We start from the raw sequence: 19,698 nt of genomic DNA, 5'->3' as shown, positions 1-19,698 counted from the left end.
AGGCGGGGCTGACCCGCCTGCTGCCCTCTTCACCTTCCGCAAGCGGACACCCGAAATCATGCTGACTGACCATAAAATCCCTCTGGGCGAGTACATCGCCGCATTTGTCGATTGGTTGACGGCCAACGGCGCCGATTACTTCGACGCAATAGCCTCGACACTGGAAATGATGATCCACGGGTTCACTTTCGCGCTGACCTGGTTCAATCCATTCGTACTGATCGGCCTTATCGCCGCCCTCGCGCACTTCATCCAGCGCAAGTGGGGCCTGACGGTTTTCGTCATCCTTTCGTTTCTGCTGATCCTCAACCTGCATTATTGGCAGGAGACCATGGAAACCCTGGCGCAGGTGCTTTTCGCCACGCTGGTGTGTGTCGTCATCGGCGTGCCGCTGGGCATCATCGCCGCGCACAAGCCGCTGTTCTACACCATCATCCGGCCGTTACTCGACCTGATGCAGACCGTGCCCACCTTCGTCTATCTGATTCCGACGCTCACGCTGTTCGGTCTGGGCGTGGTACCCGGTCTGATCTCGACAGTGGTTTTCGCCATTGCCGCGCCGATTCGCCTGACCTACCTGGGTATCCGCGATGTGCCTCAGGAGTTGCTGGACGCCGGCAAGGCCTTCGGTTCATCACGCCGCCAGTTGCTGACGCGCATTGAACTGCCCTACGCGATGCCCAGCATTGCAGCCGGGATTACCCAGTGCATCATGCTGTCGCTGTCGATGGTGGTCATCGCCGCCCTGGTCGGCGCCGACGGCCTGGGCAAACCAGTGGTCAACGCGCTGAATACGGCCGACATCGCGCTCGGTTTCGAAGCCGGTCTGGCAATCGTATTGCTGGCCATCATGCTCGACCGCATCTGCAAACAACCCGAAGCCAAGGTAGGGTCCGACGCATGAGTATCATCAAATTCGACAAGGTAGACGTCATCTTCTCCAAGGACCCGCGTGAAGCCCTCAAGCTGCTCGACGAAGGCCTCACGCGTGACCAGATCCTCAAGAAAACCGGACAGATCGTCGGCGTCGAAAACGCCAGTCTGGGCATCGAAAAGGGCGAAATCTGCGTCCTGATGGGCCTGTCGGGCTCCGGCAAATCCAGCCTGTTGCGCTGTATCAACGGCCTCAACACCGTCAGCCGTGGCTCCCTGTTCGTCGAGCATGAAGGCTCGCAGATCAACATTGCCAACTGCAGCGCAGCCGAACTGAAAATGATGCGCACCAAGCGCATTGCCATGGTTTTCCAGAAATTCGCCCTGATGCCCTGGCTGACGGTGCGCGAGAACATCAGCTTCGGCCTGGAGATGCAGGGTCGCCCCGAAAAGGAACGGCGCAAGCTGGTGGATGAAAAGCTCGAGCTGGTGGGCCTGACCCAATGGCGCAACAAGAAGCCCGACGAACTGTCTGGCGGCATGCAGCAGCGAGTGGGCCTGGCGCGGGCACTGGCGATGGACGCCGACATTCTGCTGATGGACGAACCGTTCTCGGCGCTCGACCCGTTGATCCGCCAGGGGTTGCAGGACGAACTGCTCGCCCTGCAAACCAAGCTGAGCAAGACCATTGTGTTCGTCAGCCATGATCTGGATGAAGCACTGAAGCTCGGCAGCCGGATCGCCATCATGAAAGACGGCCGCATCGTGCAATACAGCGTGCCGGAGCAGATCGTGCTCAATCCGGCAGATGAATACGTGCGCACCTTCGTTGCACACACCAACCCGCTCAACGTGCTGTGCGGGCGCAGCCTGATGCGCACCGTCGACGAGTGCACCCACGTCAACGGCTCGGTGTGCCTGGACCCGAGCGGCGACTCATGGCTCGATCTGGCCGAAGGCAACGTGATCAAAGGCGCGCGGCAAGGTGCTACGGCCCTTGATCTGCAGAACTGGACACCCGGCCAGGACGTCGCCACCCTGGATCGACGCCCCACGCTTGTGCATTCCAACATTGGCATGCGCGACGCGCTGCAGATCCGCTACCAGACCGGCAACAAACTGGTCCTGCAGGACGGCAATAAAGTGGTCGGCATTCTGGGTGATACCGAGCTGTATCACGCGTTGCTGGGCAAAAACCACGGCTGACAAGGCCTGCAACCGACAAGCCCGCTCCACCGCGCTGGACTCATCCAGCCGGGAGCGGGCTTTTTTTCGTCCACAGCCTTGTCCCCCGGGTAACTCCCCTGCCGCTATTTCCGCTCCCTCAGCCGCCATGTCGTAAACGCACCTTTGTGTGGCGTCCATAGGCATTTGGCGTCTTCGGTGCGGCCCTACCATCGCTCTCAGAGGGCTCTGTTCCGCCCGAACGACAAGTCAGGCGCCGCGCCGCCGCTGGGAGATCCGCGATGTTCAGCAAGCAAGACCAGATCCAGGGTTATGACGATGCACTGCTGTCGGCGATGAACGCCGAGGAGCAGCGTCAGGAAGACCATATCGAGCTGATCGCCTCGGAGAACTACACCAGCAAACGCGTGATGCAGGCGCAGGGCAGCGGTCTGACCAACAAGTACGCAGAGGGCTATCCCGGCAAGCGTTACTACGGCGGTTGCGAGCACGTCGACAAGGTCGAGCAACTGGCCATCGAACGCGCCAAACAGCTGTTTGGTGCCGACTACGCCAACGTTCAGCCGCACTCCGGCAGTCAGGCCAACGCAGCGGTCTACCTGGCACTGCTCCAGGCCGGCGACACCGTGCTGGGCATGAGCCTGGCGCACGGCGGCCACCTGACCCACGGTGCCAAGGTCAGCTTCTCGGGCAAGCTCTATAACGCCGTGCAGTACGGTATCGACACCGCGACCGGGCTGATCGATTACGACGAAGTCGAGCGCATTGCCGTCGAATGCCAGCCGAAAATGATCATTGCCGGGTTTTCGGCCTACTCCAAGACCCTGGACTTTCCGCGCTTCCGTGAAATCGCCGATAAGGTAGGCGCCTACCTGTTCGTCGACATGGCGCACGTCGCCGGCCTGGTTGCCGCCGGTCTTTACCCGAACCCACTGCCCTACGCAGACGTAGTCACCACCACGACCCACAAGACCCTGCGCGGTCCACGCGGCGGTCTGATCCTGGCCAAGGCCAACGAAGAGCTGGAGAAGAAATTCAATTCCGCCGTCTTCCCCGGTGGTCAGGGCGGCCCGCTGATGCACGTCATCGCCGCCAAGGCCGTGTGTTTCAAAGAAGCCACGGGGCCCGCCTTCAAGGTCTATCAACAGCAGGTCATCGACAACGCGCAAGCGATGGCGCAGGTGTTCATCGATCGGGGCTTCGACGTGGTCTCCGGCGGCACCGACAACCACCTGTTTCTGGTCAGCCTGATCCGTCAGGGCCTGACCGGCAAGGACGCCGACGCGGCGCTGGGGCGTGCGCACATCACCGTCAACAAGAACTCGGTGCCCAACGACCCGCAGTCGCCGTTCGTGACGTCCGGCCTGCGCATCGGCACACCGGCTGTTACCACCCGCGGCTTCAAGGTGACCCAGTGCGTCGAGCTGGCCGGCTGGATCTGCGACATCCTCGACAACCTCGGTGATGCCGATGTCGAGGCCGACGTCGCCAGCCAGGTCGCCGCCCTGTGCGCCGATTTTCCGGTTTATCGCTGAGTCAGGAGTAGCCTCACATGCAGCATTACTCAGGCTTCGGCCTTCTCAAGCATTCCCTCAGCCACCATGAAAACTGGCAGCGCATGTGGCGCACGCCGACCCCGAAAAAGGTCTACGACGTGGTCATCGTCGGCGGCGGCGGTCACGGTCTGGCCACGGCCTATTATCTGGCCAAGGAGCACGGCATCACCAACGTGGCCGTGGTCGAGAAAGGCTGGCTGGGCGGCGGCAACACTGCGCGCAACACCACCATCGTGCGCTCCAACTACCTGTGGGACGAGTCGGCCCACCTCTATGAACACGCGATGAAACTGTGGGAAGGCCTGTCCCAGGACCTGAACTACAACGTCATGTTCTCCCAGCGCGGCGTTTACAACCTGTGCCACACCCTGCAGGACATGCGTGACTCCGAGCGCCGCGTCAGCGCCAACCGGCTTAACGGCGTGGACGGCGAATTGCTCAACGGCCAGCAGGTCGCTGAAGAAATCCCGTACCTGGATTGCTCGAAAAACACCCGCTACCCGATCATCGGCGCAACAGTTCAGCGCCGTGGCGGCGTCGCCCGCCACGATGCGGTGGCCTGGGGCTTCGCCCGCGCGGCCGACGCGCTGGGCGTCGACCTGATTCAGCAGACCGAAGTCATCGGCTTTCGCAAGGAAAACGGCGTGTGCATCGGTGTGGAAACCAACAAGGGTTTCATCGGTGCAAAACGTGTCGGTGTGGTCACCGCCGGTAATTCCGGGCACATGGCCAAGCTCGCAGGCTTCCGTCTGCCCATCGAATCGCATCCGTTGCAGGCACTGGTTTCCGAGCCGATCAAGCCGATTATCGACAGCGTCATCATGTCCAACGCGGTACACGGCTACATCAGCCAGTCCGACAAGGGCGACCTGGTGATCGGTGCCGGTATCGACAGTTGGGTCGGCTACGGCCAGCGCGGCTCGTACCCGGTGATCGAACACACCGTCCAGGCCATCGTCGAGATGTTCCCGGTGCTGTCCCGCGTGCGCATGAACCGTCAATGGGGCGGTATCGTCGACACCACGCCGGACGCCTGCCCGATCATTTCCAAGACCCCGGTGCCGAACATGTTCTTCAACTGCGGCTGGGGCACAGGCGGCTTCAAGGCCACGCCGGGCTCGGGCAACGTATTTGCCGCCAGTCTGGCCAAAGGCGAGATGCACCCGCTGGCCAAGCCGTTCTCCATTGACCGTTTCCACAACGGCGCACTCATCGACGAACACGGCGCTGCAGCCGTAGCCCACTAACAGGAGAACCCGACCATGCTGCATATCTTCTGTCCTCACTGTGGCGAACTGCGCTCCGAAGAGGAATTCCACCCGTCCGGTCAGGCGCACATCCCGCGCCCGCTGGACCCCGGTGCCTGCACCGATGAGCAATGGGGCGACTACATGTTCTTTCGCGATAACCCGCGCGGCCTGCATCACGAACTGTGGATACACGCCGCCGGTTGCCGCCAGTATTTCAACATGACGCGCAATACCGTGACCTACGAGATTCTCGAGACCTATCCGATCGGTACCAGGCCGCAGTTCACGGATCAGGGAGACAAGGTATGAGCCAGACCCATCGCCTGCCCAACGGCGGCCGTATCAATCGCAGCAAGGTGCTCAACTTTACCTTCAACGGCCAGACCTACCAGGGCTTTGAAGGTGACTCGCTGGCCTCTGCCCTGCTGGCCAATGGCGTCGATATCATCGGCCGCAGCTTCAAATACTCCCGCCCGCGCGGCATCTTCGCAGCGGGTTCGGAAGAGCCCAATGCCGTGCTGCAGATCGGCGCGACCGAAGCGACGCAGATCCCCAACGTGCGTGCCACGCAACAGGCGCTCTATGCCGGACTGGTCGCGACCAGCACCAACGGCTGGCCGAGCGTGAACACTGATGTCATGGGCATTCTGGGCAAGGTCGGCGGCAAGCTGATGCCGCCGGGTTTCTACTACAAAACCTTCATGTACCCGCAATCGTTCTGGATGACTTACGAGAAGTACATCCGCAAGGCTGCAGGCCTCGGTCGCTCGCCGACCGAGAACGACCCGGACAGCTACGACGCGATGAACCAGCACTGCGACGTGTTGATCGTCGGCGCAGGCCCGGCCGGTCTGGCTGCCGCGCTGGCAGCAGGTCGCAGCGGTGCCCGAGTGATCATCGCCGATGAACAGGAAGAGTTCGGCGGCAGCCTGCTCGACAGCCGTGAAAGCCTCGACGGCAAACCCGCCACTGAATGGGTGTCGACGGTCGTCGCCGAGCTGAAAAGCCTGCGCAACGTCACCCTGCTGCCACGTGCCACGGTCAATGGCTATCACGATCACAATTTCCTGACCATCCACGAGCGCCTCACCGACCACCTGGGTGATCGCGCGCCGATCGGCATGGTCCGCCAGCGCATGCACCGGGTACGTGCCAAACGTGTGGTGCTGGCCGCGGGTACTCACGAGCGTCCGCTGGTCTACGGCAACAACGATGTGCCCGGCAACATGCTGGCCGGTGCCGTATCGACTTACGTCCGTCGTTATGGCGTGGCGCCGGGCAAGAAACTGGTGCTTTCCACCAACAACGATCACGCTTATCGCGTCGCTCTGGACTGGCTCGACGCCAGCCTGCATGTGGTCGCGATTGCCGATGCACGGCATAACCCGCGCGGTCCGCTGGTTGAAGAAGCGCGGGCCAAAGGCATTCGCATTCTGACCGGCAGCGCGGTCATCGAGGCCCGCGGCAGCAAGCGCGTGACGGCTGCCCGCGTTGCCGCCATCGACGTCAAGACGCACAGCGTGACCAGCCCCGGCGAATGGCTTGAATGCGACGTGGTTGCCAGCTCCGGCGGCTACAGCCCGATCGTGCATCTGGCCTCGCACCTGGGCGGCAAGCCGGTCTGGCGCGAGGACATCCTCGGCTTCGTACCGGGCGAAGCACCACAGAAACGTATCTGCGTAGGCGGCGTCAACGGCGTCTACAGCTTGGCTGACAGCCTGGCCGATGGCTTCGAAGGCGGCGTGCGCGCTGCCAGTGAAGCGGGCTTCAAGGTGGTCGAAGGCGTGATGCCCAAAGCCCTCAGCCGTGCTGAAGAACCGACGCTGGCGCTGTTCCAGGTGCCGCACGAAAAAGGCACCGCACGCGCCCCCAAGCAGTTCGTTGACTTCCAGAACGACGTCACCGCCGCCGCCATCGAACTGGCAACCCGCGAGGGTTTCGAGTCGGTCGAGCACGTCAAGCGCTACACCGCGCTGGGTTTCGGCACCGATCAGGGCAAGCTGGGCAACGTCAACGGTTTGGCCATCGCCGCCCGTTCACTGAACGTGTCGATCCCGGAAATGGGCACCACCATGTTCCGCCCCAACTACACGCCGGTGACCTTCGGCGCGATAGCCGGGCGTCACTGCAAACACATCTTCGAACCCGTGCGGTTCACCGCGCTGCACGCCTGGCATGTCAAAAACGGCGCCGAGTTCGAGGACGTCGGCCAATGGAAACGGCCGTGGTACTTCCCGAAAAACGGCGAAGACCTGCCCGCAGCCGTCGCTCGCGAATGCAAGGCGGTGCGCGACAGCGTTGGCCTGCTGGACGCCTCGACGCTGGGCAAGATCGATATTCAAGGCCCGGATGCACGCGAGTTCCTCAACCGCATCTACACCAACGCCTGGACCAAACTGGACGTCGGCAAGGCGCGCTATGGCCTGATGTGCAAAGAAGACGGCATGGTCTTCGATGACGGGGTCACTGCCTGTCTCGCTGACAACCACTTTCTGATGACCACCACCACGGGCGGCGCAGCGCGTGTCCTGCAATGGCTGGAAATCTATCAGCAGACCGAATGGCCGGACCTGAAGGTGTATTTCACCTCAGTGACCGATCACTGGGCGACTCTGACGTTGTCCGGCCCCAACAGCCGCAAGCTGCTCAGCGAAGTCACCGATATCGATCTGGGCCGTGAAGCCTTCCCGTTCATGACCTGGAAGGAAGGTCTGGTCGCCGGTGTGCCGGCCCGGGTATTCCGTATCTCGTTTACCGGCGAGCTGTCCTATGAGGTCAACATTCAGGCCGACTATGCCATGGGCGTTCTGGAAAAGATCGCCGAGGCAGGCAAGCAGTACAACCTGACGCCTTACGGCACCGAAACCATGCACGTGCTGCGCGCAGAGAAGGGTTTCATCATCGTCGGTCAGGACACCGACGGCTCGATGACGCCCGACGACCTGAACATGGGCTGGTGTGTTGGCCGTACCAAGCCATTCTCCTGGATCGGCTGGCGCGGCATGAATCGCGAAGACTGCGTGCGTGAACAGCGCAAGCAACTGGTCGGCCTCAAGCCGGTGGACCCTGCCAAATGGCTGCCGGAAGGCGCGCAACTGGTGTTCGACACCAAACAGGCGATTCCAATGAGCATGGTCGGCCACGTGACCTCCAGTTACGCGCACAACTCGCTGGGCTATTCGTTCGCGATGGGCGTGGTCAAAGGCGGCCTGGCGCGTATGGGCGAGCGGGTCTTCGCGCCTCTGGCCGATGGCAGCGTGATCGAAGCCGAGATCGTTTCTTCGGTGTTCTTCGATCCGAAGGGCGAGCGGCAGAACATCGAGTAGTCCGCGGTGAGCCGATCATCCGCAGCACACAGAATTCAAGCAGGTGAATCATGAGCACAGCCAACGTTTACCAGCAGCGCCCGACCACCGACGTCAAAGCCGAGTCGCCGCTGTTCCATGCAAACCTCGACAGCCTGATTGGCAAGGGGCGCGCCAGCCCGGGGGTTTTCCTGCGCGAGAAAAAGCTGCTGGGGCACCTGACGATTCGTGGCAATGCCCACGATCCGGCCTTCGCCGCTGGCGTCCACAAGGCGCTGGGCATGGAGCTGCCCGCCGCGCTGATGCTGGTCATCAACGGCGAAAGCTCACTGCAGTGGCTTGGCCCGGATGAGTGGCTGCTGATCGTGCCGAGCGGCGAAGAGTTCGCGGCAGAACAAAAGCTGCGTGACGAACTGAGCGGGCAGCACATCGCGATCGTCAATGTCAGCGGCGGGCAGTCGATTCTTGAACTGAGCGGGCCGAAGGTGCGCCAGGTACTGATGAAGTCCACCAGCTACGACGTGCACCCGGACAACTTCCCGGAGGGCAAGGCAGTCGGCACCGTGTTCGCCAAGTCGCAACTGGTGATCCGCCGGACCGGTGAAGAAACCTGGGAGCTGCTGGTCCGCCGCAGCTTCTCGGATTACTGGTGGCTGTGGCTGCAGGATGCGAGTGCCGAGTACGGGCTGAGTATTCAGGCGTGAAGCGCCGTGGACCTGGGCTGAAACCTCAGCGTCAGTCTTAATGAGGACTCCTGCTGGAGCATTGGCACGATAGCCGATACGGTGATTATCGTCCCCACGCTCCGCGTGGGAATGCAGTTCCGGACGCTCTGCGTCCTGCTTGAGCATGCTGGCTGACACTGTCAGTCAGATTTGCGGATAACGAATACTCTGGAGCATTCATTTAATGAGCCGCGCGCCCGACACATGGATTTTGACCGCCGACTGCCCCAGCATGCTGGGCACGGTAGACGCAGTGACGCGCTTTCTGTTCGAGCAGGGTTGCTACGTCACAGAACACCACTCCTTCGATGACCGCCTCTCGGGACGCTTCTTCATCCGTGTGGAATTTCGTCAACCCGAGGCTTTCGACGAACAAGGATTCAGGGCCGGGCTGAGTGAGCGCGGCGAAACGTTCGGCATGATCTTCGAACTCACAGCGCCCAACTACCGGCCAAAAGTCGTGATCATGGTCTCGAAAGCCGATCACTGCCTCAATGACCTGCTCTATCGCCAGCGGATCAATCAGCTGTCCATGGACGTGGTTGCGGTGGTATCCAATCACCCTGATCTTGAGCCTCTGGCTGGCTGGCACGGCATTGCGTACTACCATTTCCCACTGGACCCCAACGACAAGCCCGCGCAGGAAGCCAAAGTCTGGCAGGTCATCGAAGAGTCTGGTGCAGAACTGGTGATTCTTGCCCGCTACATGCAGGTCCTGTCTCCGGACCTGTGTCGCAAGCTGGACGGCAAGGCGATCAATATCCACCACTCGTTACTGCCCGGTTTCAAAGGCGCCAAACCTTACCATCAGGCTTACAACAAGGGGGTGAAGCTGGTCGGTGCCACGGCGCATTACATCAACAACGATCTGGACGAAGGTCCGATCATTGCCCAGGGCGTGGAAGTGGTCGATCACAGTCACTATCCCGAAGACCTGATCGCCAAGGGTCGAGACATCGAAGGACTGACACTGGCCCGCGCGGTGGGTTATCACATCGAACGGCGGGTGTTCCTCAACGCCAACAGGACGGTGGTTTTATAGGCGCAAGCTGCAAGCTGCAAGCTGCAAGCTGCAAGCTGCAAGCAAAGAGTTTTTCTTGTCGCTTGAAGCTTGCAACTGTTTCTCTCTGCTACATAACAATAAAAGCGAGGTGACATGTATGTCTGGTAATCGCGGTGTAGTGTATCTCGGCGCTGGCAAGGTCGAAGTGCAATCAATTCCTTTCCCGAAAATGGAAGATCCACGCGGCAAGCGCATCGAACACGGCGTGATTCTGCGCGTGGTCTCCACCAACATCTGCGGCTCCGACCAGCACATGGTACGCGGCCGCACCACGGCGCAAACCGGGCTGGTGCTCGGTCATGAAATCACCGGCGAGGTGCTGGAAGCCGGTCGTGACGTGGAACATCTGAAAGTCGGTGATCTGGTTTCTGTGCCATTCAACGTGGCGTGCGGTCGCTGCCGCAGCTGCAAGGAACAGAACACCGGCGTCTGCCTGACGGTCAATCCGGCGCGTCCCGGTGGTGCCTATGGTTATGTCGACATGGGTGACTGGGTTGGCGGCCAGGCTGAATACGTGCTGGTGCCTTACGCGGACTTCAACCTGCTCAAACTTCCGGACCGCGACGCGGCGATGGAGAAAATTCGCGACCTGACCTGCCTGTCCGACATCCTGCCCACCGGCTACCACGGCGCAGTGACTGCCGGGGTTGGCCCTGGCAGCACGGTTTATGTTGCAGGCGCCGGCCCGGTCGGCCTGGCTGCGGCGGCGTCAGCACGCTTGCTGGGCGCTGCCGTGGTGATCGTCGGCGACGTGAACCCGACGCGTCTGGTCCACGCCAAGGCCCAGGGCTTCGAAATTGCCGACCTGTCCCAGGACACCCCCTTGCACGAGCAGATCGCTGCCCTGCTCGGCGAGCCTGAAGTGGATTGCGCCATCGACGCCGTAGGCTTCGAAGCACGCGGTCACGGCCATGCTGGCGCTCAGGCCGAAGCACCCGCCACCGTTCTCAACTCGTTGATGGGCGTAGTGCGCGTCGCAGGCAAGATCGGCATCCCCGGCCTGTACGTCACCGAAGACCCGGGAGCCGTGGACGCCGCGGCAAAAATGGGCAGCCTGAGCATTCGCTTCGGTCTGGGCTGGGCCAAATCCCACAGCTTCCACACCGGCCAGACCCCGGTCATGAAATACAACCGCCAGCTGATGCAGGCGATCATGTGGGACCGCATCAAGATCGCCGACATAGTGGGTGTCGAGGTGATCAGTCTGGATGATGCTCCGCGGGGTTATGGCGAGTTTGATTCGGGCGTGCCGAAGAAGTTTGTGATTGATCCGCATGGGTTGTTCGGCGGGGTTTAGATTCATCCAACCGATCAACCTTATACTTAATTATTAAGTTCTATCGATATCACGCCAAGAACCGATTAATGGTTCTTGGCGGATATTGCGAACTTGGGCTACCGGATTAGAAGTGGACGGAAATGGCAATGATTCAGCAAGGTGATAGCTAGGCGGCGGGGACTTCTCTGAAAATACAACACCTTCAACATCATCGAAAATCTTATTAAGTTTATCTCGCTTCTCTATAAAGGAATAAGAAGGTAGCTCGCGTCGCGCCAGCTGGTTACTGACCTTCATATCTGCCAACTCCACTTTACGTTCAAGACGCTTATAGCTTTCATACGCGTGATCATAAGCCTCAGAGTACTGAGTGTCTTTTGTGTGATAAGCATTCTTATGATACTTAGCCTGCTGCGAAGCCCGATAGGTCGGAGGTTCACTATTAGCTATCACATTTACGGTAGGCTGCCGATTTGAAACTGTTCCGTGCCGCCCCCTTGAGATAGTAGAGTTGACACCTGAACTGCTAATCGGACTCACTGAAATAAGATTAACAGACGATGAGCCGTCTACAGCAAGAGTTGATTTCCTTTTGACTTTCATTACTTTTAAAACAAGCTTTAATGGATTAACCATATGCCCAGTCAAATCAACCCAGTTAACCGGATCCCCCCCACAGTACCCATACGCATTCACCCCACCCTCACCAAACGGGCTCAGACTGTCCGGGCTATTGAACCGCATTAGCACCGGGTTAAACGCCCGATACCCATTCCCCAGCAAATAGTGCCCCGTCACCGGGTCAACCCGCTGGCCGGTAAAGCCCGGCAGGCTTGCGGGGCCTGAAGGATGACGATGTCCGTAAGGCGTGTAGGCAAACTCCAACCCCTGAGCGGCGGTCACTGACTGCTGTTGATCCGTCGCCAACAACACGCCGTCGCGCTGATTATTTTCTGCACTCAGGCACGCCAGCAAATGCTCATCCGTGCGCATAAGCGTGTGCTGGACCTGCCCCTGAATCTGCGTAGCCAGGTGTGTCTTCTGATAAAAAAAGCGAGTGCTGCCCTGCCCCGCGGGCGAACAATCTGCCAGGCGATCCAATGGATCGTAGCGATAGATACAGAGCACGGATTGCCCGGACGAAGCCATGTTGTCACTCCTTTGAAGTCACCCATGGCAGCCAGTCTGGGCTGACTATCTGCTTACGCCCAGCTAGCAGAACTACTAGGTGCCAGTCCGTAAGGCGCTGGGCACAGTCACGCCGGCACTCAGACCGAAACGCCCGCCATCGTGGAGCCTGATGCAGACGTGACGAAGAAATTTGTAATTGATCCGTGTGGGTTGTTGGGTATGACTTAAACACTGCAACCTTATTATCACCTTCATGATTAACTACAACACGCGATACCTGCTTACCCTTGCCATTAAATTATTCACGTTTCCGGGGTCCATTGATCCAACTCTCTAAAAGCTTCACGAATACCCGTTCTTCTACCTTCTATAGACACGACGATTTCTTGAGGAGGGGATGATGGGGAATTAACGGCCTGCCCGTTCTTGGGAGGAAGGGGTGGTGGTGGCATGTTCTTGGGAGGACGGGGTGGTTTGGGTGGGATAACACTCGATAGCGCATTTCTGGGAGGAAGGGGTGGTGGCATGTTTTTGGGAGGACGGGGTGGCGGGACAACAAGGTGTGGCCCATCAATAACACCAGATGCAGACAAAGGTACGCTCACCGGGTGAGTTGAAGCAGTAACCTGTATGGACTCGGAACTCCCGCCACGAGCAAGCAACGGGGATAGAGACTCCTGGCTACCACCAAGTAAACGCTTTTTCACACTGCTTGCTCTTTTCAAAATCTTCAGTAAAAACGTTGGCCAATGCCCGCCCGGATCAGCCCGATTAACCGGATCCCCCTCACAGTACCCATACGCATTCACCCCACCCTCACCAAACGGACTCAGACTGTCCGGGCTATTGAACCTCATCAACACCGGGTTAAACGCCCGATACCCATTGCCCAGCAAATAGTGCCCCGTCACCGGGTCAACCCGCTGGCCGGCGTAGCCAGGCAGGCTCATCGGCCCTGCTGACGGATGACGATGCCCGTAAGGCGTATAAGCAAACGCCGACCCCTGAGCCACAATCACTGACTGCTGTTGATCCGTCGCCAACAACACGCCGTCGCGCTGATTATTTTCTGCACTCAGGCACGCCAGCAAATGCTCATCCGTGCGCATAAGCGTGTGCTGGACCTGCCCCTGAATCTGCGTAGCCAAGTGAGTCTTCTGATAAAAAAAGCGAGTGCTGCCCTGCCCCGCGGGCGAACAATCGGCCAGGCGATCCAATGGATCGTAGCGATAGACACAGAGCACGGATTGCCCGGACGAAGCCATGTTGTCACTCCTTTGAAGTCACCCATGGCAGCCAGTCTGGGCTGACTCCCTGACGCCGCCCAGCTAGCAGAACTACTAGGCTGTTGCGCCCTACTCCCGCACAGGCCTCACCCATACCGAGTAATAATGCTCCTGCACGTAGGCGTTGCTGTCAGGTTCCGGCGCCCCGCGCATGCTGTCGATTGACGGGAAAAGACCAAGGTTCCAGTTCCGTCTGGCGGGCAATTGCGGCGTGACTCCATTTTGATCAGGCACACGTGCAGGCTCGGACAAATCCGAGGCCAGCACGCCGGTAATCTGCCCGTTCCGGTCCAGCACTTTCCCGGCCACGAACATGAAATGAAACGGGTAGTCCGATGACAGGCTGCCCTCCAGCCCCCCTCGCTCGATGAAACCGATACCTTCGCCGATCTCGGGAAATGACTGCTCGCCGACGAAGTAATCAGAGTGGCCGCGTGCGCTTATCCAGTCATCGAGCGCTGTTGTCGTGATATTCAGGCTCACCGGCTGGCCATCCTGCCGGGCGACGACCTCGACATTGGGCACCACGGGCGTCGGATCGCCCAGGCTCTCGCCCTGGTAATCGAACGCGACTTGCCCACCGGCATATTTCGAGACCAGGAGTTCGGTGCTGGAGATGCAGCTTTCAGGCACCGCTGCCTTGGCTTCAAGCCTCACATAACCGTCACGATCCGCTGCAATGGAGTGGAACAGGCTCGATGGCACGTTTAGCTTGCCGGGCACCAGCACGTCGTCGTTCATGATGTGCAGGTCTTCATGGTGAACCTGAAGCGTTCCGCTCGCCGTGTCATGAGCGGAATGGGACTCGTGGGTTGCCAAACTACCGGCCGGCCGCCGGGTGCGGATGCTGCAGATCATCTGATCGATGACATTGCCGCCCTTGAGCGCTGGCCGGTTGATCAGCGTGAACTCATGCCCGCCGATGTGACGCACCCAGGGCAGTGCCAGGGTCTCGGCGCGCGACCGGCCTTGCGGCGGCACCAGCAGAAACACCCCGTTGCGCTCATCCCAGTCGGCCCGGTAGATCCTGCCATTATCCAGCTTGATGTAGTCACGCCCTTCAATCGAGTAACTGCCGCGCTTTGGCCCGCTGCTGATCGCCTCGGCACCGGTCAGGTCGACAGCCGCGCTGGCAATCCCCACACCTCGGGTGCGCTCGGGATAAAGGGCGTCGTCGATGTGCAGTTGCAGTTGCGCACCGCTCAGATGTGCATGCTCGACCGGCTGCTCCAGGCTGGTGACCGACTCATAGGTATAGCCGCGCTGCGAGGAGAGAAAAATACGTCGCGCATCGGTTTCCGGGACATCATCAAGGGACAGCACGGCGATACGTTCAATTCTCGACGGGTCGGTAAAGCAGGCTTCGATATGATCGATGATCGACCCCGCATGACTCAGGTAAAACTCGTCGTGCAGATGCCCCGCCAGCATACCGAGATGCCTGGCAGGCGAATGGGCGAACCAGGCTTTCTCGCCTGACTTAAGGCTGACTTCTGCCATCATCAGGTTGTTGCGCGCCAGCTTCTCCTGAAGCTGACTGACGAAGGCGCTCCGCTCGCTGGCGAGCGGCGGAATGTTTTCCTGAGCAGCCAGAAGCGGCTCGTTCAGACGAAGCTGTTTGAGGATATTCTCCCCCAGGCTCAACTCCCGAGATCTCGATGCCGCCCCCCATTCAATGGTATGGCCCAGCAAGGTGTTGGCCAGTGCAGCCTGATTGCGCGCAGCAAAAAGAATGGCCAGTTCCTCGGGGGTATCGAGGACATAAAACGGATTTTCCACCGTGGTAATGGACGAAGGCAGCCGCGACTTGATTTTGGCCACGGCGTCGATGTTCCTGGCGACCCACTGAGGGTTGCGCACATAGGCTTCGTTCGCCGCCTTCGCGCCATAGAACAGCTCCAGCGCAAAGTCATCATGGGCGATGCCGTTGCGATAATCCGACTGGTCGTGCCACAGGTGAGGCAACGCTCGTTTGGGATCGGCTTGCGGACTGATTTTCTGCAGGGTCAGGGCCACAGGTGGCTGGTCGTGCAACGTCTCGCCCGGCGCCAGCGCCAGGAAGTTTTCGATGGGTACCGTGCCGCGGTAGTGAACGCCGCGATCCGCTTCGATCACCAGCTCCTGCCCGCTGCCATCACTGAGCGTCGCCAGAACACCCGCCACGGTCTTGCTGCCGACCAGACCTTGCAGCGTGTCGCTTAGCCGGACGGTCACGAACATGCCTTGAGCCGCGACAATCTGTGCCTGAATTTCAGGCTTGTAGGTCGGTATGGCGGGCAACACCCTGGCGACTTCCATGCGGCTGCCGTCAGCGCGAATGAAGGCGGTCGTCTCGACATCGGTGCCCGCATGTTCGAGCACTTCGACATGACCATTACGCTCGGTGACGTATTTGTGCTCGATCACACCAAGCGCCATGGTCTGCTGGCTTACCCTGCTATCTGCGTCGATGACCCGCACGGAGGCTGTTTCAAGCGTTGCCACGCAGTTGTCATACCAGCTGACCGTGTTGGCGGGAGCCAGAAAACGCTCCGGGCGACCGCTGAAGCCAAGCGGAAAATCTTCGGTGTGGGCAAAACGTGAAAGCTGCGGGGCGTCGACCGTTGACTGCGGATGCCTGCGCCATTGCCCGGCTTCCAGGTCCAGCGCATGCAGAGGTCGCAATTCCACCCCCGCCAGTCCATCGACCGTCCGGCAGGCATGGCCATTGAGCATGTAGATCTTCTCGCTGATGCCACCCAGCAGCACCGCCCGAGCGCCACCTTCGACCATCGCGTTGCCGTTCCAGTCGAGGCGCGTGATCTTCCTCCCCGTTGGCCGCTCGGATATCTGCCCATCCTCGGAAACCCGCCAGTGAGAGCTGCTTGTCGACGGCCGACGCCGCGCGAGGTGTTCGCCCTCGGCTTCGCGCTCGATGGCATCGCTGTGCTCAGGGAGTCGAACCGTTTCGGTCAGATCAGACCGGTCAGGCGCGGCGTGCTCGCTGGCGGTCTGTTGATAATGCAGTATCGCGGAGCGCAGCCCTTTCACCGCCGATATGCCGCAGTGCAGCGCCGAACGCAGGCCGACCAGCAGAAGGCCGAAGTTCTTCACCGACTCCCCGTAGTCGTTGGCTTTGATCGACTCGCCGAGGGCCTGGACCTGCTGGCTCATCGTCCAGATATTGGTACCTTGCAGCATCAGCACACCCGCCACTCTGGGAGGGAGCGTGCGCATTTTGCACAGCACCAGCTCGGCAATGATGTTGAGTGCATCCATCGCGATGCCTTCATCGTTGCCGTCGTAAATATCGAATCCCAGGTTGATGAAGTTGCCCAGCACAGGAATCAGTCCGCCGACCTGATGCACCAGTTGCAGCACATGCTGGGCGCTGGTCGACATGTTCTGAATGTCATCGTCGTTCGCTCGGGCGCTCAACATCTGCCTGAACGCCATAGCACTGGCTTCAAGCCGGACCTTCTCGTCGGCGCTCAATAACTCGATGCAATGAACCGGTCTGTCACTGTCCGACAGCGCAGCCCCTTCCAGAGTCTGCAGGCGCTCGGCGGCAGTGTCGGAGACCAGCACGAGCCGTTCGGCCTCCAGTGTCCGGTAGGTTTCGGTCGCCTGAATGGCGTAGTTCTCGGCCTCAAGCTTGAACGCTGCCTGTGGTGCGGTCAGTCGAGCAGGCAGGTGGCCGTTGTTGACGAAGGCAATGTTCGCGTCGAATAAACCGGTCAGCTTCGCCTGCAGGGCGTCCAGACTTGCTGTGTAACGGGTTTTATCGGCGAGCGCCTGAGCCAGTCGGCCGAGCCGTTCATCACGATTGTCGGCAAGTGCCAGTTCGCGGCGCAGGTCTTCGTCATACACCACACTCAGCAGGGTTCGATAACCGACCGACTCTTCGTGCCTGAAAAACGTGCCGGTATTGATCCAGCCCGCTTGGTAACTGATATCGAACGAAGACCGTGCAATCACCGGCCAGCAGGCTTCGTTCAGCCCCAGATAACGGCACAGTTCACGCGCCACGAACTCCGGCTGGGTCGGCTGCAGAACGACTTGCAGTCGCTGTTGGTCCTCGAGGTTCTGCGCAATCACTCTGTAATAGGCGTTGACTGCATCATTCAAGCGCCGGGTATAGGCCGCCTGACGCTGCGCGTGCGGCAAAGCCGGCAGGTCCTCCTGGTAATGGGCCAGTAGATAACGGACCGCGCGCTGCAATGTCACCGAGTGGCCGACGTCCCATTGCACCTCGCGCAACTCCTCGGTCAGTTCCACAAACCGCGACCTGATGACGTCATAAGCACCCAGCGCCAGGGGATCCACGTACAGAAACGGAGGTTCTTTGCTGCGGATATCGAAGGCTTCGATGTCGATATCGCTCAGCGGATGGCGACGCTGGACAGGATTGGGCACGATCACTTCCACGATCAGCCGCTCGATATTGATCGCCCCCTCGGCTTCGCCATAGCGAATGGTGTTGATCATGTAAGACGACAGTTCCTGGCGCGCCGCGTCGAAGTATTCGGCAAGGTCCTTCGCGCGCCAGGGATTGACGGTGTGCTGCTCATGGTAGATGTCGTGGTGGCCGTCGCTGTCGTAAACGACCAGTTTCAGGGTGATGCCACCGGCCTGCTGGAGCATTGCCAGCAGCGCGTTTTCATTGTCTTGCAGCGACGCGCCGAAATGTCGGTGGCTGTTCAGCAAAGTGCGGCAGCGGCCAAGATGCCACTGCATCTCCTTCTCCAGCTCGAGGTCGATGACACCGTAGTCGTCAGTGCCATGCGCCTGGACCTTGTGCTGCCGGAAGGTGTAGACCTGCGATGTATCGAGCATGAAACGCTGGTGTTCTGCGAGGGTGAAAGGCAACGCGGGTGCCATCACCGCAGGATGAGCTTCGCGCTCTGCGGGCAACAGCGCAGTGAGCGCCTGCAGCAGATCGTCTCGGGTTGCAGCCAAGGGGATGTCGACACCGTAGTAATCGAGCAGGCCATGCAGGGAGACGGTTCGATCGTCGCGAATGGCCAGAATGCACCTGGCATCTGCCGACTCCAGATGCGGCGCCAGCGGGGCCAGGCTGTCCGTGAAACGGATGACCCGCAGGTGCACGTCTGACAGCGTGGCGTACACAGGTTGCCGACCTTCGGAAACGCCCTGCAGTCGCAACGAGTGAACCGGCCGGCCGGCATTCATCCTGACACGCAGCACACAGGTGAAGGGCTGGCTGAAGTCCAACCGGGTCGTGTTGACCGGATCAAGAACGTAGCGCAGGTCTTTACGGCGTACCCCGGGCAACAGATCTGCATCGACATCGCCAGCCGGGTCCACGCCGGCGATACCTCGAAGCAACGTCTTGAACTGCTGCAATATCGAACCGCCAAACGCAACGCCGGCAAACAGCGGCGAGTCTTCGGCCACCGCCACGAACACTCTGTCGGTCGCACAGGTGCCGGTCTTCACGTCCCGTATTCGTGCCCGCAGCGTGTTCAGCAATCTGGGGTAATCGCCCAGACTGCGGTCGACGCACTCGGTTCCGACGCTCGGCGAATGTGACTCGCGCTGATGACTCTGCGCAATATCGAACGCCGCCTTGGCCAGTTCGTACTCGGGGCCTGCCGCCAGTGTTGGCGAATCAGCGGAACGGGTAACGCGCTCTGCGCTGTCCCTGAGCGCGTTCAGTTCATCGTCGAACAGCACTGATTTCAGGGTATTCAGGAGCTCGATGTCGTCGGCCCATCGCCCGAACGAGCTGGCAGCCCCGAGTAGTTGAATCTCGTCCAGTAGCGTGAAACCTTCAGGCCGGGGCCGTTGCAGAATGGCGGCCAGTTGCTCGCTGCCTTCAGCGGCCAGTACGTGCTGAAGCCTTTCCCGGCTGGCAGCTGACAGGGAAGGTAGTGATGAGGTATCGGTCATTGCTGATGCTCCGTGCATTCCAAATGACCGACACCATGCTGTTTCGCGGAAAAAGCGGGGTAATACATAGATGTTTTATGACGCTGCAGGTCAGACACCGAGCAAATACCGGACGTTGCTGTTGTTCGCGGCCCCGCGCCGGGAACAAGCTTC

The 19,698-nt window shown here is 60.1% G+C and carries 12 protein-coding genes; 9 read left to right on the top strand and 3 right to left on the bottom strand.

Annotated features, from left to right (window positions below; genetic code table 11):
• Window positions 1–55 precede the first annotated feature (55 nt).
• The 9 genes from choW (at window position 56) to fdhA (ending at window position 11,254) form a co-directional block, all read left to right on the top strand.
• The gene (gene choW / locus LIX91_RS14880) at window positions 56–904 is read left to right on the top strand and encodes a choline ABC transporter permease subunit (RefSeq protein WP_170846044.1); all 849 of its coding nucleotides are present in this window, start codon (window positions 56–58) and stop codon (window positions 902–904) included.
• Window positions 901–2,079, top strand: coding sequence for a choline ABC transporter ATP-binding protein (choV, locus tag LIX91_RS14875; protein WP_226488695.1), 1,179 nt, complete (start codon window positions 901–903; stop codon window positions 2,077–2,079). The genes choW and choV overlap by 4 nt, the downstream gene beginning before the upstream one ends.
• A gap of 260 nt (window positions 2,080–2,339) precedes the next feature.
• The gene (gene glyA, locus LIX91_RS14870) at window positions 2,340–3,593 is read left to right on the top strand and encodes a serine hydroxymethyltransferase (RefSeq protein ID WP_100073715.1); all 1,254 of its coding nucleotides are present in this window, start codon (window positions 2,340–2,342) and stop codon (window positions 3,591–3,593) included.
• A 17-nt stretch (window positions 3,594–3,610) separates the two neighbouring features.
• Window positions 3,611–4,861 (top strand): sarcosine oxidase subunit beta family protein, encoded by a 1,251-nt coding sequence (locus LIX91_RS14865; protein ID WP_003316161.1) that lies wholly within the window; start codon window positions 3,611–3,613, stop codon window positions 4,859–4,861.
• 15 nt (window positions 4,862–4,876) lie between these two features.
• On the top strand, window positions 4,877–5,173 hold the full coding sequence (locus tag LIX91_RS14860; RefSeq protein ID WP_003316160.1) for a sarcosine oxidase subunit delta: 297 nt from the start codon (window positions 4,877–4,879) through the stop codon (window positions 5,171–5,173).
• A complete protein-coding gene (locus LIX91_RS14855) occupies window positions 5,170–8,190 on the top strand; it encodes a sarcosine oxidase subunit alpha (protein ID WP_226488694.1) in 3,021 nt (1,006 codons plus the stop codon). The genes LIX91_RS14860 and LIX91_RS14855 overlap by 4 nt, the downstream gene beginning before the upstream one ends.
• A 50-nt stretch (window positions 8,191–8,240) precedes the next feature.
• A complete protein-coding gene (locus LIX91_RS14850; protein WP_226488693.1) occupies window positions 8,241–8,873 on the top strand; it encodes a sarcosine oxidase subunit gamma in 633 nt (210 codons plus the stop codon).
• A 205-nt stretch (window positions 8,874–9,078) separates the two neighbouring features.
• Window positions 9,079–9,936 carry a formyltetrahydrofolate deformylase gene (gene purU / locus LIX91_RS14845; protein WP_003319123.1) on the top strand — a complete coding sequence of 286 codons (858 nt, stop codon included), beginning with the start codon at window positions 9,079–9,081 and terminating at the stop codon, window positions 9,934–9,936.
• Between the two features lie 118 nt (window positions 9,937–10,054).
• Window positions 10,055–11,254 (top strand): formaldehyde dehydrogenase, glutathione-independent, encoded by a 1,200-nt coding sequence (gene fdhA / locus LIX91_RS14840; protein WP_046269329.1) that lies wholly within the window; start codon window positions 10,055–10,057, stop codon window positions 11,252–11,254.
• A gap of 33 nt (window positions 11,255–11,287) precedes the next feature.
• Here fdhA and LIX91_RS14835 read toward each other — a convergent pair whose 3' ends face one another.
• From LIX91_RS14835 to LIX91_RS14825, 3 genes are all read right to left on the bottom strand, one after another.
• Window positions 11,288–12,385 carry an RHS repeat-associated core domain-containing protein gene (locus tag LIX91_RS14835; RefSeq protein ID WP_226488692.1) on the bottom strand — a complete coding sequence of 366 codons (1,098 nt, stop codon included), beginning with the start codon at window positions 12,383–12,385 and terminating at the stop codon, window positions 11,288–11,290.
• 284 nt (window positions 12,386–12,669) lie between these two features.
• Window positions 12,670–13,632: an RHS repeat-associated core domain-containing protein gene (locus tag LIX91_RS14830; RefSeq protein ID WP_226488691.1), complete on the bottom strand. Its 963-nt coding sequence runs from the start codon at window positions 13,630–13,632 to the stop codon at window positions 12,670–12,672.
• A 90-nt stretch (window positions 13,633–13,722) separates the two neighbouring features.
• Window positions 13,723–19,545, bottom strand: a complete 5,823-nt coding sequence (locus tag LIX91_RS14825; RefSeq protein WP_226488690.1) for a hypothetical protein — start codon at window positions 19,543–19,545, stop codon at window positions 13,723–13,725.
• Window positions 19,546–19,698 lie beyond the last annotated feature (153 nt).

This window comes from Pseudomonas sp. B20, assembly GCF_020515755.1.
Classification (GTDB): Bacteria; Pseudomonadota; Gammaproteobacteria; order Pseudomonadales; family Pseudomonadaceae; genus Aquipseudomonas; species Aquipseudomonas syringae.
Note: the sequence above shows the minus strand (reverse complement) of the source record. Positions and strands in the feature narration are given on the sequence as shown.